This is a genomic window from Hungatella sp. L36, assembly GCF_014288035.1.
Genome location: NZ_JACOPC010000005.1, coordinates 45,895 through 62,458, shown reverse-complemented (window position 1 = coordinate 62,458; position 16,564 = coordinate 45,895). Strand labels below are relative to the sequence as shown.

13 protein-coding genes are annotated in these 16,564 nt (G+C 50.9%); 9 read left to right on the top strand and 4 right to left on the bottom strand.

The genetic code is table 11. From position 1 onward, the window contains the following. Nucleotides 1-3: 3 nt before the first annotated feature. Nucleotides 4-933, top strand: coding sequence for an MORN repeat-containing protein (locus tag H8S80_RS13965; protein WP_002602626.1), 930 nt, complete (start codon nt 4-6; stop codon nt 931-933). Nucleotides 934-1,116: 183 nt separating this feature from the next. Further along, complete coding sequence (locus tag H8S80_RS13960) at nt 1,117-2,121, top strand: AraC family transcriptional regulator (RefSeq protein ID WP_029466814.1); 1,005 nt, start codon at nt 1,117-1,119, stop codon at nt 2,119-2,121. Between the two features lie 169 nt (nt 2,122-2,290). On the opposite strand, the gene H8S80_RS13955 is transcribed toward H8S80_RS13960, so the two are convergent. Both H8S80_RS13955 and H8S80_RS13950 read right to left on the bottom strand, forming a co-directional pair. Continuing rightward, nucleotides 2,291-2,905 (bottom strand): YesL family protein, encoded by a 615-nt coding sequence (locus H8S80_RS13955; RefSeq protein ID WP_117632051.1) that lies wholly within the window; start codon nt 2,903-2,905, stop codon nt 2,291-2,293. 14 nt (nt 2,906-2,919) lie between these two features. Then, complete coding sequence (locus tag H8S80_RS13950) at nt 2,920-5,016, bottom strand: heparinase II/III domain-containing protein (RefSeq protein ID WP_117632053.1); 2,097 nt, start codon at nt 5,014-5,016, stop codon at nt 2,920-2,922. Nucleotides 5,017-5,369: 353 nt separating this feature from the next. Here H8S80_RS13950 and H8S80_RS13945 point away from each other — a divergent pair, with 353 nt between their 5' ends. The 7 genes from H8S80_RS13945 (at nt 5,370) to H8S80_RS13915 (ending at nt 15,069) form a co-directional block, all read left to right on the top strand. Further along, nucleotides 5,370-7,022 carry an extracellular solute-binding protein gene (locus H8S80_RS13945; protein ID WP_117632055.1) on the top strand — a complete coding sequence of 551 codons (1,653 nt, stop codon included), beginning with the start codon at nt 5,370-5,372 and terminating at the stop codon, nt 7,020-7,022. Nucleotides 7,023-7,031: 9 nt separating this feature from the next. After that, complete coding sequence (locus H8S80_RS13940) at nt 7,032-7,988, top strand: ABC transporter permease (RefSeq protein WP_207662633.1); 957 nt, start codon at nt 7,032-7,034, stop codon at nt 7,986-7,988. A gap of 11 nt (nt 7,989-7,999) precedes the next feature. Beyond that, nucleotides 8,000-8,884 (top strand): carbohydrate ABC transporter permease, encoded by an 885-nt coding sequence (locus tag H8S80_RS13935; protein ID WP_117632060.1) that lies wholly within the window; start codon nt 8,000-8,002, stop codon nt 8,882-8,884. A 61-nt stretch (nt 8,885-8,945) separates the two neighbouring features. Continuing rightward, the gene (locus tag H8S80_RS13930; protein ID WP_117632062.1) at nt 8,946-11,210 is read left to right on the top strand and encodes a helix-turn-helix domain-containing protein; all 2,265 of its coding nucleotides are present in this window, start codon (nt 8,946-8,948) and stop codon (nt 11,208-11,210) included. Nucleotides 11,211-11,212: 2 nt separating this feature from the next. Then, nucleotides 11,213-12,334 carry a glycoside hydrolase family 88 protein gene (locus H8S80_RS13925; RefSeq protein WP_117632064.1) on the top strand — a complete coding sequence of 374 codons (1,122 nt, stop codon included), beginning with the start codon at nt 11,213-11,215 and terminating at the stop codon, nt 12,332-12,334. 43 nt (nt 12,335-12,377) lie between these two features. After that, nucleotides 12,378-13,796, top strand: coding sequence for a sulfatase-like hydrolase/transferase (locus H8S80_RS13920; protein WP_117632066.1), 1,419 nt, complete (start codon nt 12,378-12,380; stop codon nt 13,794-13,796). A 142-nt stretch (nt 13,797-13,938) separates the two neighbouring features. Further along, entirely contained in the window at nt 13,939-15,069 is a 1,131-nt protein-coding gene (locus H8S80_RS13915) for a glycoside hydrolase family 88 protein (protein WP_117632068.1), read from the top strand. An 83-nt stretch (nt 15,070-15,152) separates the two neighbouring features. Here the strand turns inward: H8S80_RS13915 and H8S80_RS13910 are convergent, their stop codons facing one another. Both H8S80_RS13910 and H8S80_RS13905 read right to left on the bottom strand, forming a co-directional pair. Continuing rightward, nucleotides 15,153-15,824, bottom strand: a complete 672-nt coding sequence (locus H8S80_RS13910; RefSeq protein WP_117632070.1) for a hypothetical protein — start codon at nt 15,822-15,824, stop codon at nt 15,153-15,155. Beyond that, on the bottom strand, nt 15,817-16,533 hold the full coding sequence (locus H8S80_RS13905; RefSeq protein WP_063828863.1) for an ATP-binding cassette domain-containing protein: 717 nt from the start codon (nt 16,531-16,533) through the stop codon (nt 15,817-15,819). The genes H8S80_RS13910 and H8S80_RS13905 overlap by 8 nt, the downstream gene beginning before the upstream one ends. Nucleotides 16,534-16,564: the final 31 nt, after the last annotated feature.

Sequence of the window (16,564 nt, the reverse complement as noted above, 5' to 3'; positions counted from 1 at the left end):
TATATGAAGAATAATAGGGACTTTCCGCTCAGGACCGCCGGAGTTGCCGCCGTAATTGCGGTGTTGCTGCTTGTTTTAAGCATTCTTGGAAATGTCCGGATATCCGGTTACTTAAAGGCCAGCATGGAGGAATCCATCCATCAGGTCGAAAGTGAGATTGCCAGCAAAGAGGTACAGGAATCCATCGAGGAATCGAAGATGGAAGAGACTGCGGTTCACGAGATTTCGCTCACTTATACAGAGGAGCAGCTTTTAAATCTGCTGGAGGGGAAGATGCACGCCAATGATTTGGAGGGCGCTGCGAGAGTACTGAACGAAAATGATACGGCATTTCAGGATTTATTTTTTGGAAAGCTGGCGGATGAGACGTGTCTGTATTCCTCGCAGGTCGACGCCCAGGGGGCTGATCCGCATACCGGCGGCGTGATGAAGGACGAGGCGGATGGCCACGGCCTCGTGTTTCAGCGTGCGGGAACCATCTTCTACGGCGATTTTAAGGACGGTAAGCCGTCTGGCCAGTGTGTGGCCCTTCAGGCGATTACGCTGGATGAGGGAGTCCGCTACGATTATTCCGTCGGTACGTGGACGGATGGCGTCATGGACGGCGCCGGAGAGTGCGGATACGATTACTATGAAGGCGTGACCGGAGACGGGGCGAAAAAAACGGTGAAGAAAGGAAACTTTGCAGACGACCTGATGGAGGGAGAGATCTCCTATACCAGCGTCAACGGGGATGGGGAATCGACTTCGTGGACCATGACAGTGGAAAATGGGGTGATTGTTCCGGACGCAAGGTGGATTTCCGATACATCCGATGATGGAACGCCTGTCTTTCGGCTGATGGCCGATACGGACGATGTCCACGCCTATGTGGTGGAGGCCGATGCCATGGAGGAAGTGCGCTGGAAGAATATGATTGAGTGGGGAGAGTAGCGGAAGAACTATGAGCCGCGAAAAATGCAGCATTAGTATAACGTATCATAAGTCCTTGTGCATATAGCACCCGCTGTCCACACAAGGACTTACAATACGTTATACTAGTACCGCCGGACCTAAATACGTACTATGCAGTACGCATTTAAGTCCGGAGGCACTAGAGAAGAGAGGGGCGGTGCAGTGAATCAGGAAATGCTGGAACGTCTCAGTGTGATCACGGAAGAAGAGCGGGAAATCTTAAACGGGCGCACAGAGATTGACAGGACAAGGTACACAAAGGGCGATGAGCTTATTACTTCCCGCCGAACGGAGGTGAGGGAGGCTTTCCATATTGACAGCGGGAAGATGCTGGAGCACGGCAAGCTGATCCGAATCCGGCCTCATACCCGGTTCGTTCACTTCCCGAAACACAAACACAACTACATTGAAGTGATCTATATGTGCAAGGGGGAGACGACCCACATGATCGACGGGGAGACGGTTATCTTAAGAACCGGCGAGCTGCTCTTTTTAAACCAGCATGCCACCCAGGAGATTCTGCCTGCCGGAGAGGGAGATGTCGCTGTGAACTTCATCATTTTGCCGGAGTTTTTTGATACTGCCTTTGAGATGATGGGGGAGGAGGAAAATCTGCTGCGGGATTTCCTGGTGGGCTGCTTGTGCAATGACACCCGGTACGCCAGCTTTCTGCATTTCAAGGTGGCTGATGTGCTCCCGGTGCAGAATCTGGTGGAAAACATGGTCTGGACACTGCTCAATGACCAGCCTAATAAGCGGAGCATCAACCAGGTCACCATGGGGCTCCTGTTTCTTCAGCTGATGCACTATACAGATAAGATCAGCCACACCCGGGAGGGCTTCGATCAGAGGCTGATCTTCCAGGTGCTGGGATATATCGACGAGAACTACCGGGATGGAGAACTGACGGAGCTGTCCTCCATGCTGGGATACGATATCTACTGGCTGAGCCGGATGGTGAAACGGCTGACCGGAAGGACGTACAAGGAACTTTTGCAGATCAAACGGCTGAACCAGGCCGCGTTCCTGCTTTTAAATACGAGACTGGCAGTGGCGGATGTGGCTCTGGCGGTGGGATATGACAATACCAGTTATTTCTATCGGATTTTTAAGGCGCGGTACCAGATGTCGCCGAAGGAGTATCGGAAGAATAACAGGGCGCTGTAGAGCGGGGCTATTGATCTTAAGAAGAGATACCAGAGCGTAAAATGGGCGCCAGATAACTAAATAATGAATGGCGGATAAGAGGTCATTGCGAAACAAAGAATCCCCCTGGTTCTAAATAAATGAACCAGGGGGATTCTTTATGTATAAAGGCATATTCAGTTTTCTAAGATTAAGCGGTTGCCGTATACTTTTCAAAAATACGGGTCAGCTGCTTCGTATTCAGATAGCAGATCACAGCCGGAGCGCAGAACAGCAATGGTGGGAAGATCAGGAAACCAGACGCCAGGATGAGCAGTGTGATCGCAAGCATCAGTACGCTGGTAGGCCAGTGGTAAAGTGCCATAATCCAGGAATTGGTGATAATTCTGAACAGGGTATTCTGGAATTTCGCCAGAACCGCGTAGACGTACAGATTCATAAATGCAAAGGACAATGATACGCCAAATCCCAGGATCATGAATAAAAAGCCGGCAGTTCCTTCCTGTTCCAGGCGGTTATAAAGAACGAAATTGATGGTGAGAAGGAGTCCGGCAGGCAAGAGCAGAAGCCAGACTGCCGTCGCCTGCCTGAAATTCCGGCGAAAGGCGCGGAAGTAGGAGGTGGTCAGATAGCCTTCCTCGTTTCGAACGTATTTTAACATAACCTGATAGAGGGCTGCTGTGGACGCACCGACGGTAATAACCGGAAGGCTGCAGAGAAACCACAGAAGGCTCAGCCACAGGAAATTTAGAATCTTGTTGGTTATATTCCAGAGAGGACTGTTATTAGAGAACAGAGAATTCATGCTTTACCTGCCTTTCAACATAACGTGTTGGTATCGGGAAACTGACATAAAGCGGAATCCAGAGCTGATAAGTCCTGAATACGCGCCATCTCCTTTCGAATCTCTTCGACCGCTTCCTTCTTCAGTACCATATCTGTGACATCCAGAAAGCAGACATCCTGGCTTACGGTGTTCACGTCCGGTTTGGCATCGGGTGCAACGCGGAAGCAGGCATCTATGATGGTGGAGAGCTTCTCTTCTTCCGCGATAAATTCAGGGCAGAGGGTTGTGTTTCTGTAGACCCGGATATCCGGATTGCCGGACCAGACTGCCAGAATCCGAACACCGTTCTTTTCCAGGAGGACAGACCCTTCATCCGGCCGTGAAAATGTCACATCCGGGAAGAGATTCCACCGCTGGATATGGGGATTGGGAAGGCGGGTAGCCCGCTCGATCGTGTCCCGGACCAATAAGCCCTTTCGGCGGTGGAAGAGTAAGCTTCTCTGGTGGCGGCAGTTGGTGTAGGCGTCGTGGAAGGCGCTGGCAAAACAACCGTCCTCTGAGGAAGAAAAGCCGTTTACCGGGGAATCGGGGCGGTAGACGCCGTACCATTTGGCGTACATCTCGTCCGGCTGCACCGGCCGCTCATAGGCCAGGACCGTGTTGTGGGAACCCATGTTGTAGAGATAGCCTCTCATGGGGCTTCCCATCCGAATGTTGTGATAGAGCTGGCGGGCATGAGGTTCTCCGATAAATTCCTGTCCATGGAAGGTGAGGAACAGGGAGAGCAGATCCATATGGTTATGACCGGAATTTCCACATGAGGTTTTGGCGGACATCAGGATATAGGTTCCGGTCTCGCTAAAGGAATTTCTGGTGCATACGAATCCTGTTTTGTCATTGCAGTAATCCAGCGAGAGAGAGGCGGGATCAGTACTGTACAGGCCTTTTCGAAGGTTTAAGAGCTCCTTGCAGCACTCACTGCCGCAGGCATCCACTCCCAATTGAAGGACCGGGTTCACCATGGCCCCGCCATTGTCACCGAGGCTGGGATAATAGGCGCCGGGCGGGCAGATTTCGGAGAGAATATGGAAGGTATTTTCAATTCTGGTCATGGCGTCGTGATCCAAAAGGGATTCTTTGTTTACCAGTGCCAGATAGATGCCGCGGCAGATCATCTCACCCAGCGAAGCACCGGACCAGTAGGAGATGGAGTGCTCATTGTATCCGCCGTATTCGTTGTAATCTTCTTTGACATGGCGGCATACGATTTTGGCCCCCCGGCTCTTCATCTCTGCAAAGGCGGGAATCTCCGGAAACAGGCTTCCCAGCATGAAAGGTACCAGACCGCGTTCCCACATATGATGGTTAAATCCACGATAAGTATCGGTATCGAAACGCCTGAACTGAACGCCCAGAAACCAGATCCGGCGGATGAGTTCAAAGGCCAGTTCATAAGGCAGTTCGTAAGGAACCCGGGTGTAGAGGAGACTGATATAGGAAAAAGTCAGCCAGCCTACGCTCATCACATCACGATCCTGGGTGAAGACGAAGTTGTTGGCATTAGGAGCCGTGTTTTCTATTTCAATGGCGTATTGCTCGAAGAACATGGTAAGTACTTCTTCTATTTTATCAAGAACCTCCCGGTCTCCGGTTTCATGGTAGAGAACGGTTAAATATTCAAAAAATTGTCCGCGGACGAAGATATCGTGAAGGGTCCGGTGTGTCTTTCCCTGATCATTCAGGAAGGAAAAATGGGGCAGATTTTCATAATGTTTTCCCAGATCGACTTCGGCCCGTTCCCGTCCCGGTCTTACATAGATGTTCTGCATCATTTTTTTTCCTGCAAACAGGGTAAAATCCTTCACGCTTCCGCCAAAGCCAAGAGAGGCCTGGAAGAAATAGGGAGTCCGGTCCATGTCAATCTTCTGTAAGGGCTCCTGTCTGTAGTCAAAGAGATACCGGACATTGGTGCGGTCCTGGAAGTATTGTACAAGCTCTTTTTTCGCCCGTGCATTATCTCCGGATTCCAGTGCCTGCCGTACGGGTGAGAGTTCCGGCGTCTCAAGGCGGAATGCAGAAAAAACCTCTTCATCACTCACTGCTTTTTCTATAGTTGGTATGGCGATCATAAAAAATCCTCCTCTGTGTTTAATACAATCAGTATAGAAAAGCCTGCCGAAAGCTTCAATGTCACATTCTTGGGGGATGATAGTTTCTTGTTGTGGAAGAGGGAAATGCAGGGGAGAAATGCCTGCATTTACGGAAGATTCAGAGAAAATGACAAGAAAAACAGCGGTTTTTTGGTCCTGCAAAAAATTGTTATTTTGCAATTTTTTATGGATTGCCGGTTCTGAGGTGATGTGCTATCCTCACATTAACGGTACACGACGTACAAAACCCGTTCATGAGAAAGGCGCCAGGCGGGACCGGTATGAGGTACCAGAGCTTAATACCTAATTAAGAAAGCAAGAAAGGATCAAGAATGATGAAAAGAGGATGGAAAAGATGGACGGCGGCTGCATTAACAGCAGCGATGGCAGCAGGCCTTCTCGCCGGATGCGGTTCCGATAAATCAGCGCAGACGGGTTCTGCAGCAGAAACTACTAAGAATGGAAGCACCACAGAAGCAGCGAAGGAGGGAACCACTGCGGGGGACAGTAAGGAAGAACCGGTACAGATGTCATTTTTATACAGCCGCACCTCAGCGGAGGTAGATGATAACGCCGGAGTAGTCAAAATGATTGAGGACCGTTTTAATATTGATATGAAAGGCTTCTATGTAGATGCCAATAATTTTGAACAGAATTTAAATGTCAAGTTTGCAGGCGGAGAGATGCCGGACGCGCTGGTGGTTGATACACCCGCTCAGCTGGCTACTTATGTGGAGGGCGGCATTATAGGGGAGCTGCCCATTGAGCTGATCCGGGAAAAAGCGCCGAATTTTGCAAAGTGTGCGGATGCAAACGACGACGGCTCCCTCTGGAGCACTATGATTTATAAAGGAAAGAACTACGGTGTGGGAAATCCGATGAACGTGATCCCAATGGCCATGTTCTGGAATAAGGACTGGCTGGATAAGCTGGGATTAGACGTTCCAGAGACACTGGAAGAGTATGAGGAGGTACTGACTGCGTTTGTAGAACAGGACCCTGACGGAAATGGAAAGAAAGACACTGCCGGTATGGCGGAGCGTTCATTTGGCGCGGTCTTCGGAGCGTTTGGACTCCGCTGCGTAACCGGAAATACTCCGGGATTTGTTGTGGAAGAGATGCAGCTGGGCGAAGATAATATCCCGTTTTTCCCGTATATCCGCCCGGAAGCCAAGCAGGCCCTGGAGGTGCTGCACCGCTGGTATGAAAAAGGAATCATTGATAAGGAGTTTATTACAGGTGAGAATCATGGAGGCTACAGCTGGCTGTCCCATCCATTTATGAACGGGCAGATTGGTCTGACTTCCGCTCAGCCACGCCATTATTTTGCATATAGCGAGGATACCAGCGATCAGGATAACTGGGGAATCTGTCTGAAAGAAATGAAGGCAGTGAATCCCGAGGCTAACATTGTGGCGGGTCCGGCTCCTGTCGGTCCGGAAGGAAAATCCGGTACCGAGGCATGGTCCAAGGTGGGCCATCTGACCTGTCTGACCACTCAGGCTGTTTCTGATCCAAGAAAGGTAGATGCATTTCTGGCTATGCTGGATGCCTATTATTCTGATCCGGATTTTATGGAATTATCCAACTACGGTCTGGAAGGAAAGCATTTTAAGAATACTGAGCACGGAAGAATCCGGCTGATCGACGGCACGGATCTGCGCAAGGAAGGAGTACTGCAGGTGGACTTCGACGATACGGTCCTTTATGCAAAGGAAATGAACCCGGAAAAAACAGCGTTTGGCAAGAGTATTACCGGAAACGGCTACTACCGCTTCAACACTCCGGCAACCGAGGAATTCTCCAATGTCGTGGCAACCCTGGATACTCTGACCGAGCAGGCATATTTTGACATCATTACCGGCGAAAAGCCTCTGGACTATTTTGACACCTTTGTAGAAGCGTTTAAGAAGGCCGGCGGAGAAGCAGCAGAGAAGGCGGTTCAGAAGGTCTATGCCGAGAACCTGGCTTCCATGCAGAAATAGGAGAGCAGCATGTCAGGAGGTAAAGCGATGGCGTCATCGAAGAGTGTGGCCGGCGGAAAGAAGAAAGGACTGCTTAAGAATTTAATGCAGTACAGGGAGTATTACATCATGCTGATTCCGGGATTTCTGTTCTTTTTAATCTTCTGTTATGGGCCGATGTACGGGCTGGTAATTGCATTTCAGGATTACTACCCGTTAAAGGGAATCAGCGGGAGCGCGTTTGTGGGGCTCAAGCATTTTAAAAGCCTGTTTTCCAACCCGTTTTTCATATCCGTGTTAAAAAATACGCTGATTATCAGCGTGTACAAATTATTAATCTGTTTCCCGGCACCTATCTTTCTGTGTCTGGTTCTAAATGAGATTAAAAGCGTAAGGTTTAAAAAGATTGCCCAGTCCGTCTCTTATCTGCCGCATTTTATCTCCTGGGTTGTGGTATCCGGCATCATCATTGAGTTTTTATCGCCTTCCAGGGGACCGGTGAATATCCTTCTGCAGAATTTGGGATTCAATTCCGTGTTCTTTGTGGCGGAACCGAAGTATTTCCGGGGCGTGCTGGTGGCTTCCGATATGTGGAAGTCCATCGGCTGGGGCTCCATCGTCTATCTGGCGGCTGTGACGGCGATCGATCCCTCCCTCTATGAGGCGGCCGAGATGGACGGTGCGGGCAGGATCCGGAAAATTCTGCACATCACCTTTCCGGCCCTGGTTCCGATCGTGACGGTCATGCTGATCATGGAGTCTGGAAAGATCTTAAATGACAGTTTTGAACAGGTCTACAACTTTTTAACGCCAACCACCTACGGGGTAGGAGATGTGATCTCGACCTTTGTATACCGCATGGGTATTCAGAACATGCAGTACAGCTTTACGACGGCGGTAGACTTATTTAAAAATATTATCTCGTTTCTTCTCGTGATGCTGACGAACTACGTCGCGCGCAGGACGAACGACTATGCATTGTGGTAAGGAGGCCGGTTATGAATAAGAAGAACAGGAAGCGGAAAAGAACTGCAGAGGACTGGCTGGTAGATGGAGTGGCATACGTATTTGCCCTGTTTCTGATGGTTTCAATCCTGCTTCCATTTATGCAGGTAATCACAATTTCCATGAGTCCGGCCTCGGTGGTCAATGCCACAGGCTTCCACTTAATTCCATTAAAGTTTGATTTTTCAGGGTATGAACAGATTTCCACGGATCCCAACTTCTGGCGTAGCTATCTGGTCACAATCGTGAGGACTGTGATCGGTACGGCGGCCGGTGTTCTGGTTACGGTTTTGACGGCCTACCCTCTGGCAAAAACGAATCTGCCGTACCGCAGAGGGCTGATGATGTTTGTGGTATTTACTATGTACTTCTCTGGCGGCATGATTCCCAAATACCTGCTGATCAAGAATATCCACCTGACCAATCATTTTATGGTGTATATCCTGCCTTGCCTGATGACTGGATTTGCGCTTATCATTACGAGAAATTTCTTCATGGGCATTCCGCCGGCGCTGGAGGAATCAGCCAAGATCGATGGAGCCACCAATCTGCAGGTGCTGTTTAAGGTGTATTTTCCGCTGTCCACACCGGTGATGGCGACCATCTCGCTGTGGTACTGTGTGCAGCACTGGAATTCATGGATGGACAATATGCTGTATGTCTCCAAAAAGAGCCTTTATGTGCTCCAGTATGTGCTCCAGACGATTCTGGCTAATGGCCAGACGGCGGACATGGAGACTGCCATAGATGTGGTCGTCCACACGGAGACGATGAAAATGGCTGCGCTGGTTCTGTCCCTGATCCCGATCGTGTGTACCTACCCATTCCTCCAGAAATATTTTGTAAAGGGAATGATTGTCGGCTCTGTCAAAGGGTAGGGATTGTGTTATACTTTAGCTGAGCAGAAGTAAATAGACGGGTTTTAACGAGGAGGAGACTATGAAACATAAGTGGGCTGTAAAGGAAAAGCGATTTTCATCATCGGTATTTGTAGTGATTTTATGGCTCAATTTATTCAGTATCATCATAGTCTCCTGTTTCAATTATTTTGTGTTTCACCGGATGAGCAACAACGCTTACTTAAAAAGCTTTTTAAACTACAACAGCCAGATGACAGATCTGGCATTTAAAAATGTGGACCGGCAGATCATACTGCCGGTGCTCCATATCCCGCAGCTCTATTTTTCCGCGATTGAGGAGAATGGGGATCTGTTATATCCCCAGGAGCATGAAATAACCGGCTCCGCATCGAAGATCACGGCTCTGGCTTCTGCGATGCGGCGGATTCAGAAGCAGCACCCTTACGTGGTGAGTATGGATCTGTACTATGAGGGAACGGGAACCGTGGTAACTGGTTTTGGCAAGGTTCATTTTCCAGAGACAGAGGATAAGAAAAAACACTATATTCCGTGGCTCTCTCAGATGGAGCAGCAGGGGATAACCAGGGGCTTTATAAGACGCCCGGCCGCTCCCTACGCGGTGGATGAACCAGTCATCACCTACGCAGCAAAGGTAACACAGCCCAAATGGCAGGGAAAGTCCATCTATATGGCGGTTCATATCGCCCAGTCTGCCTTTGGGGAATATATACAGGAGCAGGAAGGCTCCCTGGCGGTAATGGCAAAGGACGGGGAGGTGATCTATGACACCCTGCTCTATGCGGAGGAACGGATGTCGGCGGGGGCCGTCATGGCGGAAGCAGGCAGACAGGGGGTAACCTTCGAGGAAGAGGGGCCTCCCGTTTCCTTAAATGTCAGCGGTGATCTGATTACTGTATTTCACACGGTGTCCCCGGACACGGGACTTCGATATCTGTACCGGATCGCGGACAACAGCTTCTATCGGGAATACAATGCCACAAAGCGTGTATTTATTATGGGATACTTAATCTCCATTGGCTTTAACCTGCTGGTTCTGATTATGATCTCTTATTCCAATCACGCCGCATACCGGAAACGGGTACAGGACGCGTCACGGCAGGCAGGAATTGACGCAGGGCAGGATAACAGAAGCTTTGACGCCTCACTGCGAGTGCTGACAAGGGAGATAAGCAGTCTCCATAAGTCGATCGATTCTTCCAAGTCTCTGGTATTTCAGGGAGCCATCCGTTCTATAATTCTGAACAAAAGGCGGGATAAGGATTCCGGGCTTTTAAAGGAGTATCTGTCGGGTGATACTGTGTGCATATTCCTGATCCAGCTTTCGGAGCGGGAGGCGGGAGGCCTGTCCGTTGAAAGCCTGCAGCAGAGGTACGAGCCTGGTCAGAGACGCTACAATATACTTTTTACCACCATGGACAGCGATAACCTGGTGGCGGTGTTCTTGGGTGATGGAACGTATTTAAAAGAAGATTCGGAACAGTTTTTAAAGGAAATAGATGAGATATTCACCGACTGCCATGTCGCCGCAGGCCTGCCTTGCCCGGCGGGAGGAGATGGCGTCAGCAGGAGCTACAGGACGGCGGCAGAAGCCTCAAGGTACCGCTATATCTACCGGCAGGAAAAGTATCTGAGCTATGAACTGCTTAAGCCGGACAAACGAAAAAATACGGGAAGCCATTTAAAGCTGTTTGAACTTATGGAAAAGGATATTAAAAATGAAGATTTTCTGGATTTTAAAATCCGCATGGAAGGCCTGATCTATTCGTTCCAGAACGGAGGCTATACGATTGATTACTGCAGCTCCACGCTGCGTGATCTGGTGACGCTGTTTTATCAGACGATCCAGCAGTACCAGATGGATATGTGGGTGGTGTTCGGTTATGATATCCGGGAGCATTACAAACAGATTCGCGATATCGATACGTTTCACCAATGGGGAAACGACATATGCGAGATCCTGTTAAAAAATGTACAGCAGAAGAAAAATGCCGGAGGTATTGATTTAAAGGATAAAATGATCCGTATCATCGATGAAAATCTGGAAAATGTGTCTCTGGAGTATCTGGCGGATGAGCTTCACATGCGCCCGGACGCGGTCAGTCGGATGTTCCGGCAGATTATGGGGAAAGGCTATGCCGAATATATCAGGGAACAGAAGCTGGGGAGAGCCATCGAACTGATGGACCGGGGACTGAATATCAATGCGGTTGCGGAACAGCTTGGGTACAGCTCTGCCCAGTATTTCATCAAGGTATTTAAGGAGGAGTACGGAATTACTCCGTATCAGTTTAAGAAGAACAGGGAGAAAGAAAACAGGGATTAGTTATGACAGATAAAATTTTTATAGAGGCATACAATGACGCTGCTGCTAAAGTAGAACGAAACAGTGGCCGGATTGGCCTGGCATTCCCCCAGGCTGTCCCCGACGGCGAGCGGGAGTATAATCGGGAGGAGCCGGATTACTGGACCGGCGGCTTCTGGGGCGGTCAGCTCTGGCTGGCCTACCGGGCGCTGAAAAAGGAGCCGCTGCGTGAACTGGCCCGTGCCATAGAGGAGGCCCAGGACGTGCCGCTGAACGAATTTACGAAGCTGCATCACGATGTGGGATTCATGTGGCTGCCTACCGCAGTCCTCGATTATCGGCTGACAGGCCGGGAAGAATCAAGAGTGCGCGGGCTGAAGGCGGCCGCCATCCTGGCCTCCCGTTTTAATTTAAATGGGCGTTTCATCCGGGCCTGGAATGAGGAAAACAGGGAGAACAGCCAGGGACTGGCCATTATTGACTGCCTGATGAACCTGCCGCTTCTCTATTGGGCGTCCAGGGAACTGAACGATCCCCGCTATGCGCAGATTGCACGCGCACATACTGACACGGTTCTTGCGCATTTCGTGAGAGAGGATGCGACGGTGCCTCACATCGTGGAATTTGATGCCGGCACAGGTGCTTATCGGGGGCCGGCTGTGGGGCAGGGGAAGAGTCCCGATTCGGCCTGGTCGAGAGGGCAGGCCTGGGCGGTCTATGGCTTTGCCGCTGCTTACCGTGAGACCGGGGAGGCGTGTTATCTCCGGACGGCAGAGCGGATGGCTAAACGGTTTTTCGAAAACCTGCCGGAGGATGGGATTCCGTACTGGGATTTCTGCTCCGATGAGAAAGACCGGTATGCCAGGGATTCCACGGCGGCTTGTGTGGCGGCCAGCGGGATGCTGGAGATTGCCGGGCTCACAAAGGAAGACCGGGAAAAAGAATATTTTACGGGTTGTGCAGGGAAGATTCTTGAGAATATCATAACAAATGTCGCGGATTTTGGCGATGATACCCAGGGAATCGTGAGAATGGGGACCGTCAACTACGCTCAGAAGCGCTACATCAACACCTCCGTTATCTACGGAGATTTTTACTTTATAGAAGCTCTGGGGAAAATGCAGGGGCTTACGGGAGCGTTCTGATGGAGACAGAAGCTTCCCTGTGACAGGAAAGGAGAATTTGGTTATGCAGCCAAATATTGTACTGATTAATTGTGATGATTTAGGTTATGGAGACTTAGGATGCTATGGCTCGGAGAAGAATGACACTCCCTGCCTGGACGCCCTTGCAGCCGGAGGACGAAGGTTTACCGATTTTTATATGGCTTCTGCGATCTGTTCCCCCTCCAGAGGCGCTATGATGACCGGCTGTTATCCGCCACGAATCGGTTTTGGATCGTTTCATGGGGAGATCGTCCTGTTCCCCGGAGACTGTATGGGGCTTCATCCCGATGAGGTGACCATGGCGGACGTGTTAAAAAATGCGGGCTACCGGACTATGCACATCGGAAAATGGCACTGCGGCGATCAAAAAGAATTTCTTCCCACCAGCCATGGCTTCGATGATTACTACGGACTTCCGTACAGCAATGACATGGCAATCTCGGAGAAAAATGTGAACTATCCGCCGCTTCCGCTGGTCCACGGAACGGTTGTGATCGAACAGCAGCCGGACCAGCGCTCCCTGACGGAACGCTACACGGAGAAAAGCATTGAGTTCATCCGGGAAAGCGGAAGGAATCCCTTTTTCCTCTATCTGGGGCATCTGCACGTACACTTGCCTCTCTATGCGCCGGAACACCTGGTGAAAAAATCCAGAAACGGGGATTACGGCGCCTGCGTCATGGCTGTTGACTGGTCCACGGGGGCGATTGTGGAGGCGCTGAAAAAGTATGGTGTCTATGAGAACACGCTAATCCTGTTTACCTCCGATAATGGTTCGAGAAATGATTTTGGGGAGAGCAACGGGATCCTGCGCGGTGGCAAAGGAGAGACCTGGGAAGGCGGTCTGCGGGTGCCGTTTATCGCCCATTGGAAGGGGAAAATCAAACCGTCTGTCAGCAGCGAGATGATCTGTTCACTGGATCTTCTTCCATCGCTTGCGAAGATTGCCGGCGGGGAGGTGCCAGGAGACCGGATTCTGGATGGCCAGGACCTATCGGACCTGATTCTGGGAAATACAGAGAAATCGGCTCGAAAAGTATTTTTTTATTACCTTCACAATACACTGGAGGCGGCCCGGGCGGGCGAGTGGAAGCTTCATGTGGCAAAGCCCCGGGTATCCAGAGACGACGAGGAGCTTACCCGGGACAGTTCCGCCGTGCCGAAGCCCAGGGTTGATGACAGCGTGGAAGTAAGAGAACTCTACCATCTGGCCGTGGATCCTTCCGAAACCCATAATGTGTATGACGAGTATCCGGATATTGTGGAAGCGATTATGAAGGAAATCCGGCGATGCCGGGAAGACATCGGGGATGCACTCACTCATACGGCCGGAAAGAACGTTCGCGCGATCGGCTATGCAGAGAACCCGAAGCCTCTGACCGAGTATAAGGAGGACTACCCGTATCTTGTGGCTATGTATGACAAGACAGAGGTCGGATGAGATTCCGGAGAAAAGCCAGAAGTCCTGCATAGAGGCTCAGTTTGAGCTGATGATGGATACATATAAAAAGGTGGAAGAAAGAGGGGCGTCCCGGAGATGAGCGCCGCTCAGATTGCACTTTTGGCGGCAAGGAGGAAGAGAGATGGAAGCCTGGATAACTGAGGCATTTGAGAGGATAAAGGAGAAGCTGTCGGCAGAGTGCGGCAGATGGGGCAGCCGCATTCCCTATCAGACCGAGAACGGCAGATACGTAACGGATTACGCCGAGAAAGATATTTACTGGTGGACCAATGGTTTCTGGCCGGGGATTCTTTGGCAGATGTACTACGCCACCGGGGAAGAAAAATACCGGATGGCAGCCGCGGAGACGGAGGAGAAGCTGGATCAGGCATTGTATGGATTTACCGGCCTGCATCACGATGTGGGATTCATGTGGCTTCACAGCGCGGTGGCGGACTGGCGTTTGACCGGATCGGCGAAATCCAGGGACAGGGGGCTGATGGCGGCCAGCGTCCTGGCAGGGCGCTTTAATCCCGGGGGAGGCTTTATCCGTGCATGGAACCCGGAATGCGTCGAGCCGGGAGAGGACTGTACCGGCTGGATTATTGTGGACTCCATGATGAACCTGCCGCTGCTTTACTGGGCCAGTGAGCAATGGAAGGATCCCAGATTTTATAATGCAGCGGTAAGGCATGCGGACACTGTCCGCAGGACGCTGGTAAGACGGGATGGATCGTGCGGCCATATCGCCGCGCTGGATCCCTGCACCGGAGAGTTGGAACGGCTTCTGCCTGGGCAAGGGTATTCGGCGGATTCCGCCTGGTCCAGAGGCCAGTCGTGGATCATCTACGGCTTTGTGCTGAGCTACCGCTATACGAAGGATGAGAGGTATTTGGAGACAGCGAAGCAGGCGGCCCACTATTTTATAGCAAATGTGGCACTGAACGGCAATATCCCGCTTTGTGATTTTCGCCAGCCGGAGCGCCCGGCGTTGATCGATACATCGGCGGGACTCTGTGCGGCCTGCGGTCTTATGGAGCTGGCGGACTGGCTGCCGGAGGGAGAGCAGGCGCTTTACCGCCGCCATGGGGAAGCTATGGTGCGGGCCGTATTCGAATCCCACTGCGACTGGGATATCGGCAGGGATTCCATTGTCAGGGATGGAAAAGTGGAGTACCATGGGGACAAGAATAGCACAGATTTAATCTATGCGGATTACTTCTTTGTGGAAGCTGTTTTTAGATTAATGGGAAAAGCCTTTTTTATCTGGTAAACGGTTCCGGACCCTTAAAATCTAACAGATCCGCAGTACGAGATATCCCCGCCAATGGCGGGGACTTTTTCGAACATTATACTTTATGGCACATCTCTCCCCTCCTCCAGCTTACCGGACTGCCAGAGCAGGAAGAAGAGAAGCGCAATTCCTGCCGGGACACCGGCTATGAGGGGGAGGCTCTTTAACGCATCGCTTACCATCTGGCCGATGAACAGTGCGGCGATCAGCGTAAGGGCTTTTCCGTGGCCGTTCTGCCTCCTGCTGGAAGACAGTGTCAAAAAGAGATAAAGGAGCGGAAGCAGCAGCGCGAACTGCAGGAAAGCGCCGGGAATATCATCCTTCATCTGCATTCTGAAATAGGAATGGTTTGCGTCCGCGAATTTCTGCATCAGGATGGTGCCGGCCTGCCCATTGAAAAGGGAAAACGCCATGACCGCCGCGACCGCAGTCAGACGCGAGAAGATCCGCAGCCATGGATTGGGCTCGGCCAGGCGCCAGAGCTCATTCTGCCGGGCGTCCGGCTTTTCCAGCATATGGTTCATCCCGTAAAACAGTCCCAAAAGCAGGGAAGCTGCGTAACAGATACTGATGAGCAGGACGAGTAATCCCGCTTTTTTATCGATGACACGGCAGGCGGAAAGCGGGAGAATCAAAAGCAGCCCATTCAGAATGATGAAAAATGCCGCCGCTGTCCGTATCTCATAAAATACTACCTGAAGCTGCCATTTTATAGATTTCCATACTCTAATCATGTTTGATCTCCTCCAGATAATACTGTTCCACGGATTTGTGGTGCCTCATTCTGATTTCTTCCGTTTCCATCTGCCAGACACGTCCGTCAGCGAGGAATATGACCTCATCGAACAGAGACTCCAGATCCTTCAGCAGATGAGTCGCCATGACGATGGAGCTGTTGTCTGCCATATTCTCCAGGAGGAAGCGCTTCATATCTTTCTTGAAATACGGGTCGATTCCATCAAAGGGCTCGTCGAAAAGATAGAGGCGGCTTTTCCTGCACAGCCCCAGAATCATGCAGAGCCGTTCCTGGTTTCCCCTGGAAAGGCGGCAGAGCCGTGTCCTGCGGTCGATCTTCGACTGCTCCAGCAGCATCAGGGCGCGTTCCCGATCAAAGTCGGGATAAAAATCCCGATAGAAGCCTGCACAGTCGTCCGCGGTCATCCATTCGTAAAAGTGACTCCCTGAAAGAATGTAGGAAGGGGGTGCTTCCTCGCGGATGATCTGCCCGCCATCCGGCCGGAGCAGACCAGCCATCAATTTTAAAAGCGTGGACTTTCCGATTCCGTTGTCACCCACGACTCCGATAATCCGGTTTTCCCGGACCGTGACAGAGGCGTGATCCAAGACCCTCCAGCCATTTCGTTTTTTAATGACATCCTGCAAACGCAGCAGACAGGTAGATGCCGCTGTTATATCCTCAGTTCTTATATCATCTTTTCTCATATCCTCAGTCCTCATATCCTCAGTCCTTATA